This window comes from Rhizobium sp. N621, from assembly GCF_001664325.1.
GTDB classification, from domain to species: domain Bacteria; phylum Pseudomonadota; class Alphaproteobacteria; order Rhizobiales; family Rhizobiaceae; genus Rhizobium; species Rhizobium esperanzae.
In genome coordinates this window covers 165,570-186,166 of the sequence record NZ_CP013498.1, presented here as the reverse complement: position 1 = coordinate 186,166, position 20,597 = coordinate 165,570, and the positions used below count along the sequence as shown (strand labels likewise).

Sequence of the window (20,597 nt, the reverse complement as noted above, 5' to 3'; positions counted from 1 at the left end):
TTGGAGGTCGGCTATCGGCTTCGACGCGCGATACTCAAACCATCTGACACGTGAGATTGTTCGCCCATAGCAAAAACCTCCATTTTCGACTGATCTCTGCAGTCGGAGGAGGATTTATGCCTTCCCATAAGATAAAAAGACTATAATCAGAGCGGCGACAGATCAACTTACTAATTGTGTGATTTCCTTAGTTAATTCGGGCTAAGACGTGAGTAGACTTGCACGCCCGGGGATCGGGCTCTGTTATTCATAATCAAGAGGAAGTGCCGTGCGTTCTCATCGGAGGCCTGATGTTCGAGGCCTCTGCGGGGCACCTCACGATGAGGCTCTCTTGGAGGGCCGCGTTGCACCGCTGTTTTACGGTTGCCCGGGAGGCTCCACCTTCCCCGCCTCGCATTCCGGCAGTCGCACAGGTGTAGCGAGATTCGCCAGCGCCTCGGGCTTGGCGCATACCGGGAAGCCGGCGAGCGGCATTGTCTCTATGAACCGATTGCGCTCTACCGTGCTGAGGCCGGGTTCGTTGATCATGCTCTCGACGGTCACGTCAGGGTGCTGCTTGAGAGTTTCCAGAGCTGAAGCATGCGCCTCATCGGTTCGACCCAGGGCCGCAAGCGAGCTGCTGCGGATCACCCAAGTCCACCTTTGGTAGTTGTTGGCCGTCATGCGCTCCAGCATCGTCACCGCGTCCTCATACCGCCCCGCCATGAAATAGGCAGGGGCGAAGAAGTTGGACGCCCACATCGGATAGTTCGGGTCGAGCCGCATGACCTTGTCGACCATTTGAGCACCGCGTTCCGGATCGTTGAAGCGTGCGGCATAGCCGCTGTAAAAAGTCAGTATTTCGGACGAACCGGGAGCCAGGCGAAGGGCCGTGTCGAATTCGGACTTGGCGCGACCCATGTCGCCCCTGCTGGCAAGGCTCATGGCAAACACCACGTGGGCCTCAGCATCGCGCGGATCAAGCCGGACCGCGCGTTCGGCCACATCGGCGCCCGCCTTGCGGTTGCCCTCGGGATCGACTCCGAACACTCTCATCAGATCATGAGCGTGGTAAAGTTCTACCCAGGCCCGCGCCAGCCCCGGGTCCAACTCCACGGCCCGGTTGAGAAAGGCGATGGCCTCCTCGTCATCGGCTTTGGTGATCTTTTCGATCTTCTCCGACCCGAGCAGATAATAATCGTAGGCATTCAGGTTTTCGGGCCGTTTGCGTTTGGCTGCGGCCCGCCCGGCCTCCTGAATCAGTCCCACGCCGCCGCCGAGGCGGTTGGCGACCTGCTCTGCGATTTCGGTCTGAACGGCGAATACGTCCTCAGCCGGCCGGTCCCAATTCTCCGACCAAAGATGGCGGCCGGTTTTTGCATCGATCAACTGCGCTGTGATCCGGACCCGGCCACTCTGCCGCTGGATCGAGCCTTCCAGGACAAAGCCGACATGGAGCGCAGTTGCGACCTGGCGGGCATCCACCGGCTTTCCTTTATAAACTTCCGTTGAATTGCGCGCCACCACCTCGAATTCGGGAAACCGTGCGAGGTCGGTGATGACGTCCTCAGTCAGGCCATCGGCCAGACGCCCGCTCGCCTCGTCGCCCCCGTAATCTTCGAAGGGCAGCACCGCTACCGACGGCTTGCCGCTCAAAGGTTCCGGCTGGAGGAACCACCAGGCGGCCCCGCCACCTGCCAGAGCCAAAACGACGATCGCCGCTGCAGTTGTCCCGACCCAGCGCGGCATCATTGCGAGAAGCGGGCGGCGGCGTGCCCGTTTGCCGTCGAGCCTCAGCCGATACATCCGCACCGGGCGGCTGATGTTCTTGACCTGCCGCTCGCCGGCGAAATCGAGCGGCCAGTCGAGTTTGCCCTGGAGATGATCGTATGCCGTGCCCGACACGACCACGCCTCCCGGCTCGGCCAAATGCTCCAGCCGCGCGGCGACATTCACCCCGTCCCCATAAACATCGCCATCCACCAGGGCCACATCGCCCAGATTGATCCCGACGCGGAACATGATGCGCTCAGGCTCCGGCAGGGCGGCATTGCGCGCCGCCACGGCATTCTGAAACACCGCGGCGCAGACAACCGCATCAACCACGCTGTCGAAGGCGACAAGCGCGCCGTCGCCCATCAGCTTGATGATGGTGCCATGGCGCTCGGAGATAGTGGGATTGATCAGCTCGGCGCGGATAGCCTTCAGCCGCCTGATGGTGCCGGCCTCATCGGCCTCCATCGCTTTGGAGTAGCCAACCATATCCGCCGCGAGGATCGCGAGCAGCTTTCGGTCAAGCGCGGGGGTGCCCATCATCGTTGCCTTGCATGAACATGCAATCGTCTCCGCAGTCTACACCCATCGAAGCGCCGCAACTAGCACACAGCCAGCGCGGCATGTCTGCTTGGGGTGCTTCTGCGTCCCAAGGCGACACTCCTCAGCACGCGCACAAAATCTGGCATCCGCCCGCCGACCCTGCCATAATTGGGTTTCCCAAGGGAGGCACCACGATGCAGAGGAATGCGCCGGACTTCAGCCTTGAGGGCAAAGTGACTTTGGTAACAGGCGCGAGCCGTGGTATCGGCCGAGCTTGTGCGCGTGCCTGTGCCGCGGCAGGTTCCGATATTGTCCTGGGGGTCCGCAATGTCGCAGCGTCGGCGGATCTGGTTGCCGAGCTCGAGGGCGCGGGACGAAAAGCCCTCGCGGTTGAACTCGACATTCCCAACAAAGCCCATATCGCCCAGGCCGTCGACGCGGCCCTGACGGCATTTGGTCGGATCGACGTTCTCGTCAACAATGTCGGTGTGGCTCCAGGCAATCTCGCCGAACTCGTCGAGGAGAAGGACCTCGACGAGATCCTCGATGTCAACATCAAGGGCACCTTCCTGATGACGCAGGCCGTCGGGCGTCAGATGATCAAGCGCAATGGCGGCCGGATCATCAGCATCAGCTCACAGGCCGGCACCGTGGCGCTGCGCGGCGAGGCCATCTATTGCATGAGCAAGGCGGCCATCAATCACCTCTCGCGCTGCCTTGCGGCTGAATGGGCACGCTACAATGTCACCGTCAACACCGTATCGCCGACTTTCATCCATACGGATGGCACGGCACCCTTTCTCTCCGATCCCGCCAATCACCAAGCGACGCTCGATCACATTCCCCTCGGCCGGATCGGTGAAACCGATGACGTGGTGGGCGCCGTCGTCTTCCTGGCGTCGCCGGCTGCGGGCCTGATCACCGGCGCGAACCTGCTGGTGGACGGTGGCTGGTCCGTCGCCTGAGGCCGAGGCCACATCGTCAGTAACTTATGCCGCGCTTTTGCCGGCCGTTGAACCCGCCGAAGATGCGAGTTGGCAAAGGCTTCCGAGTTGATCCTGGAGGCCTACAATAACACGGCGTTGCCCTTGGACGACCGCGGCAACGATACACCGCTGAAATCGCTACTCGGCGCCTTGCAATCAGAGAAATTTGTAGTGATTTGTCTTACCATTTTGAAATTGCGCAATGATAGGAGCACAACCAGGGGACGCCAGTATTCAGAAAAGGGTGCCTGTTTGGGGGCGATTACATTTCTGGTATCGACAGCAGGAATTTCCTTGATTTGGCTTTGCGGTACGGCTGAGCAGAAGCGGCAGCCGACCTATGATGATAAACCGATGGTATGCGCGGTGTTTTACCGAGCCTTGGCAAAGGCATATAACGACACTGGGGACGAAGCAATTTCAGATCGATACATGGCGAAATCGAACGTCTTATATGAACAGGCCGTGGCAAATGTTCTCGCTGTGGGCGGCACAAGGGAGCAAGCCCGCAAGGCCACGCAAAACTTCGCCAATATCATTGAGGAACTGGCCAGTTCAAAGCCCGAGGCGCTGCCCTCGCTAGTAGCGATGTGCAGGCGCGAGTATCCTTGACCGCTTGTTCGCCTGTCGCCTAGGCTCGGTCCATGGGCGGAATTGTCGATCGGCATTGCGGCCCATGAAGACGTCACAACGATCGCGGCTGAGATTTCCTCACCTCCGAGGCAGTAACTCTGCAAAAGGCTGGTGTTGAAACATAAGGCGTCCCGCGCAGGCAGCGGCATCTAGCTGACGATTTCGACGCAAAAATCAATAAAGGCGCGAACCTTGGCCGGCACATGATGGCGGGAGGTGTAGAAGCAGTGCAGCGGAAAGGTCTCATCGGGCCAATCCGGATAGAGATCGACCAACTGACCGCAGTCGAGATAGGGCTTCATGCCGAGCGAGAAGACCTGGGCAATGCCGATGCCCGCGAGACAGGTGGCAAGCGCCGTGCCGGCATCATTGACGAGGACGCGGCCACGAGTTTCGATCGGCACCACCTTGTTTCCGCGCCGCAACTCCCATTCGAAAGGCCTACCCGTCAAAGGGTCCTGATATTGGATGCAGGTATGATCGGTCAGGTCGGCAGGCAGCTTCGGCGTGCCGTGCCGTGCAAGATAGGACGGCGCGGCAACCGTGATCACCCGCGTGCGAAAAAGCTGCCGGGCAATCAGCGAGCTCTTCGCCGGGATTTCACCGAAGCGCACCGCCACATCCATGCCGTCGGCGACAAGGTCGCCGATCTCGTTCCTTGTCACCACCTCGATCTGAAGATCGGGATAGCGGTCGAGAAAGGTGCCGAGATTCGGCCCGAGGATCAGCCGCGAAAAATAGGGATCGACATTGATCCGCAGCCTCCCACGCACCGTCTGCGTCGTCCCGGCCGCATAGGCAGCGGCCTCTTCGATGCCGCCGAGTAGCGGCACGACCTGTTCGTAGAAACGCGTACCGTCATCGGTGAGCCTCAGGGAACGGGTCGTCCGCTCGAGCAGGCGCACGCCGATACGGCTCTCAAGTCGCGCCACTGCCCGGCTGACTCCGGAAGCTGTCAGCCCCAGCGCCTCGCCCGCCCGCGCAAAACTGCCGCTCTCAACAACGGCGGCCAGCACGCTGACGCCATTCAGCAATCGTCCGTCGAACATCATCCAATTTCCTGATATTTTGTCATGAACTATCTGACAAAAGGTCAATTCAGTCAAAAGCGACTTTGGCGCATCTTTTATTCGTGGCGGCGCAGGCGCTGCCAAAAGGAGTCAAAGAATGTTTGCTGTGACTGGAATAACAGGTCAGGTCGGCGCCGTGGTCGGCGCGGAATTGATGGATCAGGGCCTTCCTGTCCGTGCAGTCCTGCGCAATGCGGAAAAAGCGGGGGCATGGCGGGATTGCGGCGCGGAAATCGCCATTGCCGACATGGCGGACGCGCCGGCGCTCGCCTTGGCCTTCGAAGGCGCCGAGGGCGTCTTCCTGCTTCTGCCGCCACGCTTCGATCCTGCGCCGGGTTTCCCTGAGGTAAAGGTAATCATCGAAGCGCTGAAGGCGGCGCTCATCAAGGCATCACCGAAAAAGGTGGTCTGCCTGTCGACGATCGGCGCTCAGGCAAAGCAGGAGAATCTGCTGAGTCAGCTTGGCCTCTTCGAGCAGGCAATGTCGACACTTCCGATGCCGATAGCGTTCCTGCGCGCCTGTTGGTTCATGGAGAATTCAGCCTGGGACATCGCGCCGGCAAGGGAGAGCGGCATCATGCCAACCTTCCTGCAGCCGGTCACCAAACCCGTGCCAATGGTTTCCGTGCGCGATGTCGGCGCCACTGCGGCTGAAATGCTGCAGGAGGACTGCACCGGTAAACGCATTGTCGAGCTTGAGGGTCCTTTCCGCATCACGCCGCTGCAGATGGCGGAGGCCTTCTCTGCCGTGCTCGGCAAGACGATCCGTGCCGAGCCGGTTGCAAGGGAGACATGGGAAGCGCTGTTTTTGAACCAGGGCATGCAGAACCCCCGACCCCGTATGCGCATGCTTGACGGCTTCAACGAAGGCTGGATCGAGTTCGAAGGCGGCGAGGCCCGATCGCGCAAGGGCATAACGACCTTTGAGTCCGCTATCCGCAAACTGGTCGATCGCGGTCGATGAAAAGGCCATCGCGGCTTCAGCGATCCCATGGAGCCGCCAGACTGCGCGCTGATCACCGGCGCGAAGCTGCTGGCGGACGGTGGCTGGTCCGGCACAAGTCCCATACGGAGTGCGTTAGGACGAGCCCCGAACGAGCTCATCTATGTAGGTCTGGAGCGAGATCGATCCGCGAATTGCGTCCTCGGGATATTCGGGGCCATCGACGGTGAGAGCCGTCATCCTGGCATATGAGTGAGCCGCCGCGTCGGAGAAGCCCAAACGGCGGTATGCATCCTCCCAGGCTTCGCGCGGGATCACGTCGACGCGAACGGTCCGGCCGAGGGCGGCGGCGAAGGCTGCGGCAACATCATTGGGGGAGTATCGTTCCGGCCCTTCTACGGGGTATATGCCGATCCGGCCGATCGGCTCCTGCAGCAGCCGCGCAGCCACCCTTCCGAGATCCTCCGGCGCGACCATCGGGAGCGTGAGGTCGGCCGGGAGCATGGTCGACAATACCCCGTCCTTCGTGACAGGCCCCACCATCGCATCCCAGTTGCTGTAGTAATAGGCTGCGCGGATGATACTGGCAGGAATCGGCTGGCTTCTCAGGCCCGCCTCCAGTTCATATAGGGCGCTGAGATCGCCGCATTGCTCGCCCGGCTGCGCGCCCATGGTTGATTGCGCCACCACCTTCTCCAGCCCGGACCCTTCGATCGCCTCGAGCAGGCAGCGCACGGTCTCCCGCTCCTCCCGATCCGTATCGCTCGAGATGTCAGCGTTCGGGTTCAACAGGAAGGCCCGCTTCCCGCGGCGGAACACCGTCCGCAGCGAGGCCACGTCGTGGACGTCGGCGAGCGCAATCTCTGCGCCCCGCCGTCGCCATGCGCCCGCCTTCTCAGCGTTTCGTGTGACGATGGTGACGGCTTCGCCCTCAGCGAGCAGCGCCTTCGCCACGGCGGAGCCGACGCGCCCCGTCCCGCCAACAATGATGTACATCGGCCATGCCTCCCGCAATCATGCCGGGCACAACACTTCGCCCCTGCCAAAGGTTCCCTTGCCGTCGCCCGCACAGTTCACCGATGCGGAGTGCCTGCAGCTCGTCAGCGGGACTTGGCCCCTGCGGCTCAATGCCTCACGCGATTGACGCTTTTATGGGCCGTGATACGCATACTCATCAGCAACAGGACACCCATGATGCGAACTTCGGCTGCAGCAATTTCCGCTCTCCTTCTTCCAATACTGGCGAGCTGCACGACCACCTCGGGTGGCATCGTCACCGAGAACAAGAGCCTTACTGCAGTCAGCGCCGAGCGGACACGACTGGGGCAGGCCTGGCACCTCAAAACCGATTGCCCACCATCAAGCCGTCCGAACGTTCGAACGGTTTCTCCGCCAGCTCATGGGAAACTCGAAATCGTACCGGAAGATGTACTCGCGAATTCGAAGAAGTTTTCCAAATGCGCTGGGGTGAAAACCGCCGGCATGGTTGTTTACTACACGTCTGCAGCCGGATATGTCGGCCCTGATAAAACAACGTTCAGGGAGTCCTATGGAGATGGCGTCGTTCGCGACGTGACTTTCGACGTCAACGTCGTCAAGTAGACCGCGTGGGGGCGGCGGGGCGTTAGAAACGCCTATTCGCAATATTCATTGCATCGGGCAATTTTTTGGGAATCAATCAAGCCTGCCGTGCTTTCAACGATAACACCAAGGTCATAGGGTTTGCCGGCGACGCGACGAACCCATAATGCTCGTGAAAGGCCTTGGCTTCGTCGGAGATTGCGTGAACCAGAAGGCCACGAATGCCCATGATATGGGCCGCCTGTCCGGTGCGCAAAACGGCGTCTTGCAACAGCGCAGCTCCAATGCCTTTTCCCTGCCAGTTCAGATCGATAGCAAGACGGCCGAGCACTGCCATAGGAACGGGGTCGGGCATATTGCGCCGGACAGCTCCCGGCGCGTCCGCGACCGCGAGCGCCCCCGATGACAGGCAATAGTAACCGATGACACGCTCGCCCTCGCAGACCACGTAGGTTCGCGACGCGCCGCTGACCTGATTGGCCCGCGCCCGGCGGCGCAGCCATTCATCGGGACCATCGTGCCCGCTGTCGAATAGCTGGAGATCGTGCGCTTCTCCGAGAAGCGCCGGAGGTGACAACATCACCGCTACCAGGGTTTGGAAGCATTCATCAGCCGCTCAAAACCTTCCCCGCTGGGCGGCTGGTCGAGGACGGCCAGATAGTGTTCATAGCTATCGGGATCGACTTGCACCAATGTCTGATCGAGAAGCGCGTCTTCGGCGGCGCGGCGCGCGGCGTCGATCATGAAATCCGAGCGGGTTTTCCCGTGAGCCTTGGCTGCACGGTCGATCAGGCCGCGAATGTCGTCACGAACCTTCAAATTGACGGCGTGTTTGTGGGTATCGGTCGCGTTTTTGCTGGCCATGGTCTTTTCCTTCGAGATCAGCCTATACCACAGGCGCATACACAACGTGTATCTATTTCTTGCCGCACAGCGGTTCGACTGATCGCTGGTTCTCTACACCGTAGGCGGTGTGCCGCCTTTAAGACTGTTGCCTTGCTCGCGCAGTCTGATCTAGATGCTATGACGACCCACCGGTCGCTGCACCAATTCCCCTGCGTGTTCTTCCATCCAGGCCACTTCGAGCGCTCCTTCGTCAAGGACGCCACGGCGTTCCAGTTCCATTTCCCATGCAGAGCCGGATGCAGCGAGATTGCGCATATGTTGCTGCATCTGCCGAACCCTTTCGATGGCTGCCCGCATGATCTCAATCTCCGGCTCTATCCCGTAAGCGTCTAGGAACAGCTGGAAGCGCCGTGCTTTCTCGCGGATGCCTTTCGGCAAACCATGCGCTTCGCATTTGTCGTCTCGCCAAAAGGGCACCCAACGCCACGCAATGAAGCCAAGGTCCCAAGAGCGCGGTCCTGGTGCTGCTGCATCCCAATCGATAAACGCCACAGGGAGCCCAGCTCGGAAGACGGTATTCCACGGTGACAGATCATTGTGACAGATGGTTTCGACGGGTTCCCGCGGTTCAAGGCGCCAGTTGCGCTCATTCCAGGCGAAGCTTGCTGCAGCATCGTGGTAGGATCGCAGCAATTTCCCCAATTCGACAAGGGCTCGGTCGCTCCAGACGTAGTCAGGAAGCCGGACATCGAAGCGGTCCTGTCGATCAGGGATGAAGCCCTGGCCCAAGCCAACGTCACCTTCGATGTAAGTGAGACATTCGCGTCCCTGATCATCGAAGCCGAGCGCACGGGGAGCCCCTTCAAATCCTTGCCGTTCAACGTGGCGAAGCAGCTCGAGAACGGCAGAAGACCATGCGCGGCCACCCCGCCGAACAGTGCCGCCGACCCGGACAACATTCGAATCTGCGCCGCCTGTAAGAGGAATTTCCGGTTCGCCCATGGGGGACCTTAGGCACGGGCAAACCAGAGGGTCAAGCCGCGGCGCTATCTTCGCTGCGTATCGAACGGCCGAGAGGGCGGCTCCGCAAGGGTGATGCGATTGCCGTCGGGGTCCGCGATCTGGGCAATCCTTCCGTAGTCGCCCTCGGATTCACCTGTGAGCGTCACGCCAATCTCTTCGAGCGCTCTGCGGGCTTCATCCATTTTCGGCACCACAATGGTCAGCCTGCCGAACCCGGCATTCTCTTTGTCGAGGAAGATTTGGATGTTCGCTCCGGCGACGTTGCGCCGATCATCAGGTTCCCGGTCGAACAGCCGAGTGTAAAACTTCTCCGCTTTATCCATGTCTGCCGTTGCGAGCGCGGCGTAGATTCCCTGGATCCGCATTGCCATAACTCCCCTTGCTTGCCGCCTCCACGGTAATGAAACAGGACGAGTTGCGTTCCAAACCAGCGTGGATGGCGGCAAAGGCGGTCTGAGGGCCGTCCGCTATCCGATCAGGCCGGGAAGCAATTGGTCGAGCTGCTCCAACTGCTCCGGCAATGCGACAGCCGAGCCCTGCAGCGCTTCCTCAAGCGCCTCCTTGGACGGATAGATTTCGTGGAAAACCAGCAGTGTCCTGCCGCCTTGGTCCTCGAAGGTCACGGTGGTGATCGCACCCTCTTCGCCCTCGTCATTGGTCCAGACGATGCGCTCGTTCGGCACCACCTCGAGATACTTGCCATAGAAGGCCACGGTGTCCGAACCGCCGGCGCCGAATTCCAGCCGATATTTGCCGCCGGTGCGGACGTCCATATCGCACGATACGAGCGAAATGCCGGGTGCTGATTTCGGCACCCACCAGCGCTGGAACAGCTCGGGCTGGCTCCACGCCCTGTAAACCGTGCTCGGCGGCGCATCGAATGTCCTGGTTATCACGAGTTCGCGATCCCCTCTGCGCTCGACCGACGTGCGGATCTGCGCGCCACCTGCCCTCTGAACCTGCTCAGTCATCGCTTCCCTCCTGTTTCAATTCGCTGATGATTTCGTCCAATGCTTCGAAGCGGGCCTCGAAGAGCCTGCGATGCGCCTCGATCCATTCGGCCTCCGCCTTGAGGCCGCGTTTTCCAAGCTTGCAGGTTCTCACTCGCCCGACCTTCTGCGTGACGACGAGCCCCGCCCGCTCGAGAACCTGGACGTGCTTCTTCATACCGGTCAGCGTCATCTGGAACTGATCCGCGAGACTGGTGATCGACGCCTCCCCTCGCCCAAGCTGATCGATGATCCCGCGGCGGGTCGCATCTGACAGCGCCGCGAACGAGAGATCGAGGGGAGGACTTTCATACTGAACCATATGGTTCAGTGTATAACCTGCTCGCGCAGCAAGCGCAAGTATCCCGAACTGCTGTGGACTGGTTCATTCGAGGCCATGCACCGCGGTGGCAGCAAAAAGACGTCTGGGCGCGAGCCGACAGCTGCCGAATGAGCTCGGCAGCTTCGCGCCCTCATTGCAGCCACGACGACACGCCGTTTGTCGCTCCGAAAGCTGGCGGTGGGAACGGAGGGAGATGCCGCCGATCAGCGTTCAGGCGGAGGACGTCAGGTGAGTTGAGCGAGGATATCGTCGACGACACCGGTAACGCTACCCGCGGTGTTGATATTGATACCGACTGGAAGATATTCCCGGGTCTTATGGTAACGGAGCACCAGAGCCCGCTCGGCCGGCTCGAAGCCCGGCTCATCGGGCCGCCCATCCAATCGTCGGTTCAAAGTCTCGACGTCGATGTCGAGCACGAAAACCTTATCGAACAGGTGCAGGAATTTGTGGAAATTGCGCGAGCCGCCACAGAAGAAGGTAACAGGGTGGGTGGTGTCGGCAGCAATGGCCCGGACCTTTTCGGCAGGCCAGATCCAATGCGCGTATCCCCAGACAAGGCGATCGGCGCCTTCGGGTGGTCCCGCGAGTGCCTGACCTGTCTCGGGGTCGCCCACATATGCCAGGACGCGGTCACCGTGGACAACATGGTAGCCCCGCCGCTCCAGTTCGGAAGCGACAGACGTTTTTCCGGTGCCCGAGCTGCCTTCGATCAAATAGTTCCTGATGCCCATGAGCGCTTTTATCACGGCATTTAATCCGGTGAGAAGGGTCGCGACCTGCCGGCGCTCCCAAAACGAATTCGGCGATCGTCCGCAGCCCGACACAATTCTGCGGCCGGATACGTCGGTCGTGACAAAGCAACTTCTAGGGAGCCCTTTGGAGACCGCGCGGGGGCGGCGCATTAGGCTCGTCGTTCAAACCTAGCGAGACGCTCTCTCGCCGAACAAAAGTCCAATCACAAGAAGACATCCGAAAGACAGAAGATAACCTGTCCACGCGATGGCGGCTGCCTTGCGCAATGAGCGAAACTCGTCGGCGACGTGGTATCTGTCGAAACGGCTGCGCCTGCGTGCTTGCCGTTCCCGCCAGCTGAGGCCGCGGTCTTCTGGCTTATCTACCAGACAGCCGGTCTTAATGAGCACCTTGATTATCACCCAAAGAATGACGGCGAAGCTCACGAGACAGGCACCGAAGCAGGTCCCAACTATTAACTTCAAGACCATCGGTTGACCGTCCACTCAGCTCACCCCATGCATCTAAGCAGGTACGTCCTCAGGATCAGCCATTAGAATAAACCTGTCAATTTCGCTCGCGGATGTTGCGCCTTTAGACGTGAGCTAAATCGACTGTCTTAAAGCTCGAGGCTAACAGCGATGTCGGCCACGGCCTGAGGGCGTCAGCCAAAGCGTTCCACCACGAAATCGATCACCGTCCGCAACATTGGCCGCACCGATGAGCAGAAGCGCGCCTTCGTGCGCGAAGCGACGGAGGCCGCTGTCGACACCTTGGCCTGCCCACCGGAATGCTGGAAATCCTGATTATGGAGATCGCCAAGGATTCCTGGGGCGGTCGGCGGCAAGCTCAAATCGGAGGGCTGAGAGGCGGCCCGGAGCGTGGATCCACTCGGCGGCGGCGCCTTTCTTGCATCCGCTGGCTGAGCCTGTCCTAAGCGGGCTTTCCGTTGCCGAAGGAGACGGCGGCTTTGCGCCGTTATTTCAGCCGTTCAGACACTTTTGTCAGTGTCCCAAAAGCTGCCGTCGAGCTGAGCGCCATAAAACTCAAAGACGACAGCAACGCCGGCCTGAAGTTACCTAACGGCCGGAAGCCGAAAAACAAGCCTATATGGGCATTTCGGAAGCTGGTGCTGCTTCCGACATTAAACTGACTGACACCCCCCGCTCTTAATTCCTAGATGTCGAAGCCGAGACGCCGAGCCATTTCGGCCGGTGGAGTAAGCGGCCACGCAACGAAAAATTTAAGCGTGACAAATTGCATCTTTCACCACGCACCAGGCAATTGCCACTGTCGGAAGCACCCTCCGGGAACGCTCCACATACCAGCACCAACAGGTGTCACCCGGCACTGCCGGGTGATAGATCGTCCGGCCGACGTTGGATGAAGGCCGCGGTCCGGTCGATGTCGTCAAGACCTGATGAACGAGAGCAGGTCGGGGTTGAGGACATCTGCATGTGTGGTCAGCATGCCATGGGGGTAGCCCGGATAGGTCTTCAGCGACCCTTTCTTGAGCAGGTCGACCGCACGCGGCACGGAGCTTGCGAAGGGGACGACTTGATCGGCCTCGCCATGCATCACCAGCACCGGCACGGTGATCTTCTTGAGGTCTTCGGTATAATCTTCCAGCCAAGAGTCGACAGTCGCGTGGTGAGCCAGGGCACCACCGGCCATGCCCTGGCGCCACCAGTTCGCAATGATCGCCTCCGAAGGCTCGGCCCCGTCGAGGTTGTAACCGTAGAACGGGCTCTCAGGGACGAACCGGAAGAACTGCGACCGGTTGCCCAGCACGCCCGCGCGGATCGCTTCGAACCACTCCGGCGGCTGACCGGACGGGTTTTCCTCGCTCCGGTACATGTTCGGCGTCAGGGAAGCAACCAGTACCGCCTTCGCGACGCGCTCCGGGTGGCGGGCGACATAGCGAGCCACCTCACCGCCACCTGTGGAGTGGCCGATGTGGATCGCGTCGCGCAGGTTGAGGTGCTCGGTCAGGGCCGCGAGGTCGGCAACCCAGTGGTCCATGTCGTTGCCGGTGCCGGGCTGGTCGGACCGGCCGTGGCCGCGCCGGTCGTGGGCGATCACCCGGTAGCCGTGGCGAAGGAAGAAGGTCATCTGGGCGTCCCAGTCGTCCGCCGACAGCGGCCAGCCGTGGCTGAAAACGATCGGCTGGCCTGAGCCCCAGTCCTTGTAGAAGATGTTTACGCCGTCCGTGGTAGTGATTGTAGGCATCGTATCGCTCCATCTGCCCTGTTAAACATTCCTTTTGGACACAATTGATTGCGAAATACCTCCGGTGAGGCGCGTTCGATCATATCCTAAAGTTGCGACGTTGACTAAATCCCCTCTTTATCAAAGACAAATACCTTGTACGTTCGAGCTATGCCTTGAATGTATAGCGAGGACCCGATGGAACTGAGGCATTTGCGCTATTTTGTTGCTGTTGCGGAGGAGGGAAGCTTACTGACCGCAGCCGAGCGGCGGCTACACACTTCCCAGCCCTCACTCAGCAGGCAAATTCGTGATCTGGAAACCGAAATCGGTGTAAAACTGCTGGAACGGCAGCCGCGGGGCGTGACGCTCACCGCCGCTGGTAAAGTGTTTCTTGATCACGCGCGGTTGGCGTTATTGCAAGTCGAGGCGGCTGCGGAAGGGGCCCGGCGGGCAGAACGGCCGGAAAAGCAGTCGTTCGTTATCGGCTTTCTCGCAGGACAAGAGGTCGTGTGGTTACCCCATGCATTGCGCATAATTCGTGAGGAAGCGCCGGAGGTTGAAATCATATTGTCCAGTCAGTCTTCCCCGGACCTTGCTCTGGCACTGATGCGAGGCAAGCTGGACGTCGCTTTCCTTCGCCCCGAGACGCAGAGTGTTGGTGTGTCCTTCAAGTTTTTAGCCAAGGAGCCACTGATCGCCGTACTGCCGGCGGACCATCGCTTGACGTCGCGCAAAAAGATCCAACCGCAGGACCTTGCCCGCGAAACTTACGTCAGTTCGGCTAGAATTTCTCCTGTATTGCAATCCGTGATCCAAGATTACGCGTCGAAAGTTGGGATCACACTCAAGGCAGAGTACGAAGGTGACGGCCTACCATCAGCAATGTCGCTCGTCGTGTCTACAGGTGGAATAACGCTTATTCCGCTATATGCGCAAAATATGCTGACGCCAAATGTCGTTGCTAGAGCACTTGAGGGTGTGCCTCCGACAATTGATCTCACCTTAGGATACAACGATTCAAATTCCTCACCTTTGCTCCGCCGATTTTTGTCTCGTTCTGATGAATTAGTCGCCAACGTACAAAATCAGAGCATCATCCGCTATGCTGAAGTTCCATAGTAGAGATAACGCTCATGCGATTCCTGCTTGTTGGCGTGCTCCCGAATTTTGTTCAGCATTCTCGAATTTCGGGTATCGACCCATCTCGACTTTTCCGATCAAGGAGCGCGAGGCAAAAGTGGGCGGCAGGCTTCACCACCATCAGAGGTCGACACAATTCAAGGGCTGTGACAGCAGTCTTGTGGGCAGGAGGTAATTGTTTGCAAAGAGTGCGCGCGGGACTTCGACAAATAGTATATCCGCAGCTTTTGCGCGTAGCGGAAGGCATTATCGACTGACTTGCCGGGTGCTCGGACGGAGCGGAAAGCAGCGGCACCGGCATTTGTCATGCGCGTCTGCTTTGGGCCGATTCCGGACGCCGGCACATGACGCTCGTGTCCATTTTGGTTTTCTGCGATCCGCAGCAGACGGTCTGCTCCCGGCCCCAAATTGGTCATTCCTTCATCCAAGCCCAAAGACTGCCGCTAACGCAAACGCGACGCCGAGGGCGGAAAACCTTGCAATAAAAAACTATGTTCGCATTGCTGGAGGAAGGCCCGGCCGCCGCCCTCCCATTCCCTGTGGAACCAGCGATAGAGTACGGATACCCGCCTCATCGGCCGCACGCAGAAGTACTTCGCGGAATTGTTCCGGGGCAATTTTTCCGGTGATGGCGTCGACGCAGGCTTTGACGGCAGCCATATATTCCTCGCCGTCATCGCAAGGCCAGTCGTTCATCAGAAGGCGCGCCGCGTCGCCCAATGTCCACACGATCTTGCGAGATTTCGGACCTCGCAAAGCAAACCCGACAGGCGTGAATGCTGATGATGTATTCCAGCACATTATCCCCGACCCCTCAACGCACGGATACTTCAGTCCCCATGTTCAATGTACGCGCGTATTTGGAAATTTGGAATTGAAATTTGTCGTGAGACACGGCTTGAACGCGAATTTGTGATGAAGTTCGCCGTAATTCGGCGCTTACGCTGAGGAGGCGGCCGCCGAAGCAGAGGGAGCGACAATCCAAATCATATCGAAACGCAAAACCCTAGCACACGTCCCGATGTTTCGGCTGAACCTGCGAGCGCTTTTGGCGATCTGAGATCCAATCTCGCGTTATCTGCCGATGCGTTAGGTTGCCGGCTTCACGCTGCTTTTTGTTGGCGCAGCTTTCAGGCGGATGCGAAAGGGACGGCCTTCGGCATGATCTACCTCGAAGGCGTTCGTCTTCTTGACCAGATCGCCCAACTTCCTGAATCCGAACGTCCGTGGATCGAAGTCAGAGGCCAAATTGGCAAGTTGCTTTCCAACCACGCCAAGCGAGATCCATCCATCCTCAGACTCCATCTGCGCGATTGCTCTTTTGATGATCGGTGTTGCGGCGCTAGGCGGCCGTAGTGAAGACGCAACCTGTGCGGCGTCCGCTCCGTTCGACACGACTGAAGGCGTCAGATTTTCCGTGTAGATAAACCGCCGGCATGCCTGGCGAAAACTCTCCGGCGTCTTCTGTTCCCCGAAGCCGAAGACATCGATCCCTTGTTCCCGGATGCGTGAGGCGAGACGCGTGAAATCGCTATCGGATGACACCAGGCAGAAACCGTCGAAGCGGCCACTATGGAGCAAGTCCATCGCATCGATGACCAGCGTAATGTCGGACGCGTTCTTGCCCGTGGTGTAGGCAAACTGTTGTTGAGGGATGATCGCGTGTCTTGCAAGGACGTCGATCCATGCCTTGGAGCGAGCATTGGCGAAGTCGCCATAGATGCGCCGGACGCTCGCTTCGCCGATCTTGGCTATCTCCTCGAACAGGCCGTCAACGATCTTCGCGGAGGCATTGTCGGCATCGATTAGAACAGCAAGACGTGGCGAGCGTGGTTCAGGCATGTCGAAGCTCCATGATGGTTGATAGGCCCAGATTCAAGCAGGCTAACTCTGTAGTTCCTTCAACCAAGCGGTTGCATCGCGTATCGTCTATAGCGAATGGAAGCAGCTTAAGGGGCTCATGAATGGTGTGCCGCGTGGCCCCCTCATCCGCCCTACGGGCCACCGACCGGGGTTGAGCCACGGGTCTCAACTCGTCCTTCGGACCCCCGCTGGGGAGAAGAGGGAGCAAGTCCCGCTGACACTTCCCGAACGAGACGCGCCATCCTGGAATCATCCCACTCAGTTGTCAGCGGCACACCAATCTCCCTTTTCATTTTCCAGGTCGCCGCCCTCACCGCAACTCGGCGCTCACCCGAAAAATGCCGCCGGCCGAAGCATCCGAGCAGACGACGAAGGTGGAACCTTCCTGGGCCATGAAGGCAACGTTGCCGCCGGCCTCGCAGGGGGTGGCGCTCCATTGCAGGATGATGTCGCCGTTGTCGGGCAGTTTTTCCGTCGTCAGCTTGACGGCGCTGGCCATCCATTCGGTCGCCGACGGCAGGTGAATGGGGGCGTTCAGCTGTTTCGACAGCCAGGCGGTATAGTTTTGCGCCTCCGCGAGCGGCACGTCGTCGGCCGGCTGCTCGGGATTGCCGGCATAGGCCTGGGCGGAGGCCGGGTCTGCGTTGGCGGTGTAATACTCTGCCATTTCAGCGCGGGTCACCGCCTTTGCCTGCATGCAGAAGGACTTTTCGACCTTCACGGCGCCATTGGCGACGCCGAGCATGCCGCCAAGCTCCTTCAGCGACGAGGTCATCAGCCGGACATTGTCAAGCGAATAGCTGCCGGCCGGGATGGTCTCGAAGGCGACATTCGGTGCAACCGGGCAGAAGCCGCGCGCCGACAGCGCTTCGAGATCGGCCAGGATCGGCTGGTAGGCCGCGACGGCGAGCTTGTAGGCCTCGGCGGTGTAGCGGCCGTCGGCCTCGGTGAGCTTCGGCGCGAGCGCGGCAAGGGTGGGATCGGCGGGGCCGGCGCGGGTCGTCAGCGAGGCGTGGAGATCGGTGACTTTCTGTTTCAGCGCCGTCGCCTCGTCCTTGGCGGCCATGACATCCGATATCAGCGCGGCGAAGAGCTTGGCGGCGTCGCCATAGCCCGAGGTCGCGGCCGGCAGCTGCCACTGCTCGGCCTTGGCCTTGGCCTCGGTCATCAGGCCGCTCGCCTTGGCGACGTCGGGGTTGTCGCCGGCCCCGATGCGGGTGACGGTTTCGCGTTTTGCCGTGGCGTCCTTTTCGGCTGCCGTCAGCGCCGTCAGCGCCTTGGCGAGATCGTCGTAAGCCGTTTTGGCGGCCTCGTAATTATCGACCGCGCCATGCATCTGCTGGGCGGCGGCGCTGTCGGCGGCGGCCTTCATCTTGCTGTCGGCCTCCGCAAAGCTCGGCGCCTTGTCGCCGCCGGCGGCGGCAGCGGCCGATTTGGCCTTTTCGGCATTTTCTTTCGAGATGGCGATGAGTGACTTGCCGAGGCTGATGGCGGCCTTCTGGTAACCGGGAAGCGCCTTTTTATAGTCCTCGTCCTTGAGGGCGGCATTGGCCTCGGTCAGTGCGCCGGCGCCGGCATCATAGGAGAGCTTCGCCTCGTCGCCCGAGGGGCGTTCCGGCGCCTTGGCGGCGATGGCTTTGTCCCTGCGGCTCTCGGCCTCCTTCTTCCAGGTGCCGACATCGGCGACGAGCTTGGGATCGGGGCGCAGCAGCTTCGGGATGGTGACGACGCCGACGCCGATGCAGATCAGGAGCAGCGCACCGATCATCGAGAAATGCGCAAGCGTCCATTTCTTCCGCTTCGGGGTTTCCGGCTGTTGCGGCATGCCGCCGCGCGGATCCCAGGCCATCGGCTGGATGCCCGTGGTCACACGGCTGAATTCGCCGAGCGCATCGGCGCCCATGCGCGGCCGCTGGGCCGGGTCGCGGCTCAGCATTCTCTCGACCAGGCTGGCCAGCCCCTCGGGAAAACCGGGGATCAGCACGTCGAGGCGCGGGAAGATGTTGGAGGGATCGAGATGGATGTTCTTCCAGCTCTGCTCGCGCTGGTGTTCGTCCTCCCAGACCATGACGCTGTCGAAGACGCTGGCATAGGTCTGCCGCGGCAGGAAGAGCTTGTAGGCGATCATGCCCATTGCATAGATATCGAGCGCGGCCGAAGCCGAGAAGGTGCCGCTGGCGTAGATCTCCGGCGCGCCGAATTCCGGCGCATAGGGCGGGATGATGTGCTCGCCGATCCTGGAGATCAGGTGCAGGTTGCCGATCCGGACCGAGAGGCCGGAATAATCCTCCGACACATAGATGCACTGGTCGGTCAGGGCATTGTGGGCGTAACCCGCCCCGTGCAGCGTCGCCAGCCCTTCGAGGATGTGGCGGCCGATCTCGATGGCGCGGTCATAGGCCACCATCTCGGTTTCCTCGAGATATTGGTGTAGCGTCTTCGACGGCCGCTTCTCGACGATGTAGAAATTGTCGTCTTCCGGCGACGGCGGGATGAGGTCCTCGATTTCGACGAAACGCCGCGCCGTCAGCGATTTGGCCTCGTTGACCGAGGTCCAGACCCGCTCGAAGCGGGCCTTGTCCAGTTTCAGCGCCACGTCAGGCGCGACGATGAAGACCGAACGATCCATCCGCTTGTCCTGAGCCGGATAGACGATGAACTCGTTCTCGTAGACCGGCTCGCCGATCGTGTAGCGGGCGATCAGATCACTTCTCATGCACGTGTCCCCCTGGCATTTTGTCTTCATCAAAGCGCATGTCATTCACCCGCCAGAAGCGGATCGCCGATCAGGCCGGCGGCGAGAAACAGGCCGGTCTTCGTGTCCCGCAGCGCAAAGGCGAAACGGGCATCCGCGCTCACCCGCACCAGTTTCGGATCGATGCTGCGCTCGGTGACCACAGCGGTTGCCGCCGCCGCTTCCGTGCCGTTCTCATCGACCTTGATCATCGTCTTCTGCAGAACGCGCGACAAGCTGATGTTTTCCGTGGTGAACCCGGGAAAAGCCGCATCGCTCGCCTTTTCGGGCGAAAGCCCCATCGCGTGGAGTGTCGGCATCAAATCACGCCCGTCATTGAGGGAAAAGCGGGGCAGGAAGATTTCGCCCTTGGCGGGTTCGAATTTCTCGCCCTGAAGCCAGGAGGCAAGGGTTTTGAGATCGGCGCCGCCGACGCCTTTTTCCGAGCGCGCCGCGATCACCACCATGCGATAGGTTTCGCCTGCATAGGCGAGGTCGACGGCGGCGAAACGATCGTCGACGCGGAATTTCTGGCCATCGCCGGCAAGATGCATCATCGGCACCGAGACCGTCGAGCCGTCCGGCCGCCGGAACGGCGCCGCCGGGCTCTGAGCCTCGAAGGCGGTTTTCCAGCGGGCCTTGAAGGAGAGCGCCCCGAGGCTGATGAAGCCGCCGCCGGGCGGGGTTTCCAGGATCGCCGGGATGGCGTCGCGAGTCGCCTGCCTGACCCAGCCGTTGATGTGCTCGACGGATTGGGGTTGGTCGAGATCCTCGATCGACGGCTTGATGCGGTGCTCGGCCAGCATAGAGAGAGCATCGGGAACGAGCGCCAGCTTGTCGTCGAAGACGATCGCAACGCCTGAGGCCAGCGGCGCATCCGCCGCCGGCGGCATCTTCGGGTTCATCTCGTCGAGCACCTTCTCCGGCCCCTTGACCGCATCGCCGAAGCCCAGCCCCTTGGCGATCGCCGCCTTGCCCGCATCCGAGGCGCCGAGGCCTGCGAGGCCGAGAGCGGCGGCAAGGCTTGCCGGCGACACCATGATGTTGGCCGCCCCTTCCTTCGCCAGCGTGCGGTCGATCAGGTCGACGGCAAGCCCGGCCTGGGCGGCAAGGACCGCGCTGGTGTCAGTGGCGTCGCCCGCATGGGCGGGCGCCAGCGCCATCAAGGAAGCGGCGAGGCCCGCCAGCAGAATGGATTTCGACAT

21 protein-coding genes and 1 pseudogene are annotated in these 20,597 nt (G+C 60.6%); 7 read left to right on the top strand and 15 right to left on the bottom strand.

All coding sequences use genetic code 11. From position 1 onward, the window contains the following. Positions 1-357 precede the first annotated feature (357 nt). A complete protein-coding gene (locus AMK00_RS25480) occupies positions 358-2,292 on the bottom strand; it encodes an adenylate/guanylate cyclase domain-containing protein (protein WP_064812122.1) in 1,935 nt (644 codons plus the stop codon). Between the two features lie 197 nt (positions 2,293-2,489). On the opposite strand from AMK00_RS25480, the gene AMK00_RS25475 reads away from it, so the two are divergent. Then, positions 2,490-3,260, top strand: coding sequence for an SDR family NAD(P)-dependent oxidoreductase (locus AMK00_RS25475; RefSeq protein ID WP_064812121.1), 771 nt, complete (start codon positions 2,490-2,492; stop codon positions 3,258-3,260). Positions 3,261-3,329: 69 nt separating this feature from the next. Beyond that, positions 3,330-3,893 (top strand): hypothetical protein, encoded by a 564-nt coding sequence (locus AMK00_RS25470; RefSeq protein WP_064812120.1) that lies wholly within the window; start codon positions 3,330-3,332, stop codon positions 3,891-3,893. Positions 3,894-4,063: 170 nt separating this feature from the next. Here AMK00_RS25470 and AMK00_RS25465 read toward each other — a convergent pair whose 3' ends face one another. Next, a complete protein-coding gene (locus AMK00_RS25465) occupies positions 4,064-4,963 on the bottom strand; it encodes a LysR family transcriptional regulator (RefSeq protein ID WP_064812320.1) in 900 nt (299 codons plus the stop codon). 118 nt (positions 4,964-5,081) lie between these two features. Between AMK00_RS25465 and AMK00_RS25460 the strand changes: the two genes are divergently transcribed. Beyond that, the gene (locus AMK00_RS25460; RefSeq protein ID WP_064812119.1) at positions 5,082-5,948 is read left to right on the top strand and encodes an NmrA family NAD(P)-binding protein; all 867 of its coding nucleotides are present in this window, start codon (positions 5,082-5,084) and stop codon (positions 5,946-5,948) included. Positions 5,949-6,062: 114 nt separating this feature from the next. Here the strand turns inward: AMK00_RS25460 and AMK00_RS25455 are convergent, their stop codons facing one another. After that, positions 6,063-6,923: an NmrA family NAD(P)-binding protein gene (locus tag AMK00_RS25455; protein WP_064812118.1), complete on the bottom strand. Its 861-nt coding sequence runs from the start codon at positions 6,921-6,923 to the stop codon at positions 6,063-6,065. 195 nt (positions 6,924-7,118) lie between these two features. Here AMK00_RS25455 and AMK00_RS32270 point away from each other — a divergent pair, with 195 nt between their 5' ends. Then, a complete protein-coding gene (locus AMK00_RS32270) occupies positions 7,119-7,529 on the top strand; it encodes a hypothetical protein (RefSeq protein ID WP_123876253.1) in 411 nt (136 codons plus the stop codon). A 76-nt stretch (positions 7,530-7,605) separates the two neighbouring features. Here AMK00_RS32270 and AMK00_RS25445 read toward each other — a convergent pair whose 3' ends face one another. The 7 genes from AMK00_RS25445 to AMK00_RS25415 form a co-directional block, all read right to left on the bottom strand. Continuing rightward, entirely contained in the window at positions 7,606-8,088 is a 483-nt protein-coding gene (locus AMK00_RS25445) for a GNAT family N-acetyltransferase (protein WP_064812117.1), read from the bottom strand. A gap of 5 nt (positions 8,089-8,093) precedes the next feature. Continuing rightward, positions 8,094-8,372 carry a type II toxin-antitoxin system TacA family antitoxin gene (locus AMK00_RS25440; protein ID WP_064812116.1) on the bottom strand — a complete coding sequence of 93 codons (279 nt, stop codon included), beginning with the start codon at positions 8,370-8,372 and terminating at the stop codon, positions 8,094-8,096. Between the two features lie 150 nt (positions 8,373-8,522). Then, on the bottom strand, positions 8,523-9,356 hold the full coding sequence (locus tag AMK00_RS25435) for an aminoglycoside phosphotransferase family protein (RefSeq protein ID WP_064812115.1): 834 nt from the start codon (positions 9,354-9,356) through the stop codon (positions 8,523-8,525). A 44-nt stretch (positions 9,357-9,400) separates the two neighbouring features. After that, positions 9,401-9,742, bottom strand: a complete 342-nt coding sequence (locus tag AMK00_RS25430) for a VOC family protein (protein ID WP_064812114.1) — start codon at positions 9,740-9,742, stop codon at positions 9,401-9,403. A gap of 102 nt (positions 9,743-9,844) precedes the next feature. Beyond that, the gene (locus AMK00_RS25425) at positions 9,845-10,348 is read right to left on the bottom strand and encodes an SRPBCC family protein (protein WP_064812113.1); all 504 of its coding nucleotides are present in this window, start codon (positions 10,346-10,348) and stop codon (positions 9,845-9,847) included. Continuing rightward, positions 10,341-10,688, bottom strand: a complete 348-nt coding sequence (locus tag AMK00_RS25420; RefSeq protein ID WP_064812112.1) for an ArsR/SmtB family transcription factor — start codon at positions 10,686-10,688, stop codon at positions 10,341-10,343. The genes AMK00_RS25425 and AMK00_RS25420 overlap by 8 nt, the downstream gene beginning before the upstream one ends. A gap of 245 nt (positions 10,689-10,933) precedes the next feature. Next, positions 10,934-11,443 carry a hypothetical protein gene (locus AMK00_RS25415; RefSeq protein ID WP_064808258.1) on the bottom strand — a complete coding sequence of 170 codons (510 nt, stop codon included), beginning with the start codon at positions 11,441-11,443 and terminating at the stop codon, positions 10,934-10,936. A 693-nt stretch (positions 11,444-12,136) separates the two neighbouring features. Between AMK00_RS25415 and AMK00_RS31580 the strand changes: the two are divergent. Both AMK00_RS31580 and AMK00_RS32265 read left to right on the top strand, forming a co-directional pair. Next, a pseudogene (locus tag AMK00_RS31580) lies at positions 12,137-12,310 on the top strand (tautomerase family protein). 104 nt (positions 12,311-12,414) lie between these two features. Next, the gene (locus tag AMK00_RS32265) at positions 12,415-12,597 is read left to right on the top strand and encodes a hypothetical protein (RefSeq protein ID WP_123876252.1); all 183 of its coding nucleotides are present in this window, start codon (positions 12,415-12,417) and stop codon (positions 12,595-12,597) included. Between the two features lie 257 nt (positions 12,598-12,854). Here the strand turns inward: AMK00_RS32265 and AMK00_RS25400 are convergent, their stop codons facing one another. Then, positions 12,855-13,673 carry an alpha/beta fold hydrolase gene (locus AMK00_RS25400; RefSeq protein WP_064808253.1) on the bottom strand — a complete coding sequence of 273 codons (819 nt, stop codon included), beginning with the start codon at positions 13,671-13,673 and terminating at the stop codon, positions 12,855-12,857. A gap of 177 nt (positions 13,674-13,850) precedes the next feature. Between AMK00_RS25400 and AMK00_RS25395 the strand changes: the two genes are divergently transcribed. Next, positions 13,851-14,774 carry a LysR family transcriptional regulator gene (locus AMK00_RS25395; RefSeq protein ID WP_064808251.1) on the top strand — a complete coding sequence of 308 codons (924 nt, stop codon included), beginning with the start codon at positions 13,851-13,853 and terminating at the stop codon, positions 14,772-14,774. A 510-nt stretch (positions 14,775-15,284) separates the two neighbouring features. Here AMK00_RS25395 and AMK00_RS31570 read toward each other — a convergent pair. The 4 genes from AMK00_RS31570 to AMK00_RS25375 form a co-directional block, all read right to left on the bottom strand. Then, the gene (locus AMK00_RS31570) at positions 15,285-15,596 is read right to left on the bottom strand and encodes a DUF982 domain-containing protein (protein ID WP_082240385.1); all 312 of its coding nucleotides are present in this window, start codon (positions 15,594-15,596) and stop codon (positions 15,285-15,287) included. 288 nt (positions 15,597-15,884) lie between these two features. Beyond that, positions 15,885-16,637 carry an NYN domain-containing protein gene (locus AMK00_RS25390; RefSeq protein WP_064812111.1) on the bottom strand — a complete coding sequence of 251 codons (753 nt, stop codon included), beginning with the start codon at positions 16,635-16,637 and terminating at the stop codon, positions 15,885-15,887. 331 nt (positions 16,638-16,968) lie between these two features. Beyond that, complete coding sequence (locus tag AMK00_RS25380; RefSeq protein ID WP_064812109.1) at positions 16,969-19,374, bottom strand: protein kinase domain-containing protein; 2,406 nt, start codon at positions 19,372-19,374, stop codon at positions 16,969-16,971. A gap of 41 nt (positions 19,375-19,415) precedes the next feature. Then, positions 19,416-20,597 (bottom strand): serpin family protein, encoded by a 1,182-nt coding sequence (locus AMK00_RS25375; RefSeq protein ID WP_064808825.1) that lies wholly within the window; start codon positions 20,595-20,597, stop codon positions 19,416-19,418.

Coding starts and splice junctions, on each gene's coding strand:
- AMK00_RS25445 (WP_064812117.1), bottom strand. CDS start 8,088: ATGTTGTCACCTCCGGCGCTTCTCGGAGAAGCGCACGATCTCCAGCTA.
- AMK00_RS25430 (WP_064812114.1), bottom strand. CDS start 9,742: ATGCGGATCCAGGGAATCTACGCCGCGCTCGCAACGGCAGACATGGAT.
- AMK00_RS25465 (WP_064812320.1), bottom strand. CDS start 4,963: ATGTTCGACGGACGATTGCTGAATGGCGTCAGCGTGCTGGCCGCCGTT.
- AMK00_RS25440 (WP_064812116.1), bottom strand. CDS start 8,372: ATGGCCAGCAAAAACGCGACCGATACCCACAAACACGCCGTCAATTTG.
- AMK00_RS25395 (WP_064808251.1), top strand. CDS start 13,851: ATGGAACTGAGGCATTTGCGCTATTTTGTTGCTGTTGCGGAGGAGGGA.
- AMK00_RS25425 (WP_064812113.1), bottom strand. CDS start 10,348: ATGACTGAGCAGGTTCAGAGGGCAGGTGGCGCGCAGATCCGCACGTCG.
- AMK00_RS25400 (WP_064808253.1), bottom strand. CDS start 13,673: ATGCCTACAATCACTACCACGGACGGCGTAAACATCTTCTACAAGGAC.
- AMK00_RS25455 (WP_064812118.1), bottom strand. CDS start 6,923: ATGTACATCATTGTTGGCGGGACGGGGCGCGTCGGCTCCGCCGTGGCG.
- AMK00_RS25480 (WP_064812122.1), bottom strand. CDS start 2,292: ATGGGCACCCCCGCGCTTGACCGAAAGCTGCTCGCGATCCTCGCGGCG.
- AMK00_RS25435 (WP_064812115.1), bottom strand. CDS start 9,356: ATGGGCGAACCGGAAATTCCTCTTACAGGCGGCGCAGATTCGAATGTT.
- AMK00_RS25420 (WP_064812112.1), bottom strand. CDS start 10,688: ATGGTTCAGTATGAAAGTCCTCCCCTCGATCTCTCGTTCGCGGCGCTG.
- AMK00_RS25380 (WP_064812109.1), bottom strand. CDS start 19,374: ATGAGAAGTGATCTGATCGCCCGCTACACGATCGGCGAGCCGGTCTAC.
- AMK00_RS25390 (WP_064812111.1), bottom strand. CDS start 16,637: ATGCCTGAACCACGCTCGCCACGTCTTGCTGTTCTAATCGATGCCGAC.
- AMK00_RS32270 (WP_123876253.1), top strand. CDS start 7,119: ATGATGCGAACTTCGGCTGCAGCAATTTCCGCTCTCCTTCTTCCAATA.
- AMK00_RS25460 (WP_064812119.1), top strand. CDS start 5,082: ATGTTTGCTGTGACTGGAATAACAGGTCAGGTCGGCGCCGTGGTCGGC.
- AMK00_RS25415 (WP_064808258.1), bottom strand. CDS start 11,443: ATGGGCATCAGGAACTATTTGATCGAAGGCAGCTCGGGCACCGGAAAA.
- AMK00_RS31570 (WP_082240385.1), bottom strand. CDS start 15,596: ATGTGCTGGAATACATCATCAGCATTCACGCCTGTCGGGTTTGCTTTG.
- AMK00_RS25375 (WP_064808825.1), bottom strand. CDS start 20,597: ATGTCGAAATCCATTCTGCTGGCGGGCCTCGCCGCTTCCTTGATGGCG.
- AMK00_RS25475 (WP_064812121.1), top strand. CDS start 2,490: ATGCAGAGGAATGCGCCGGACTTCAGCCTTGAGGGCAAAGTGACTTTG.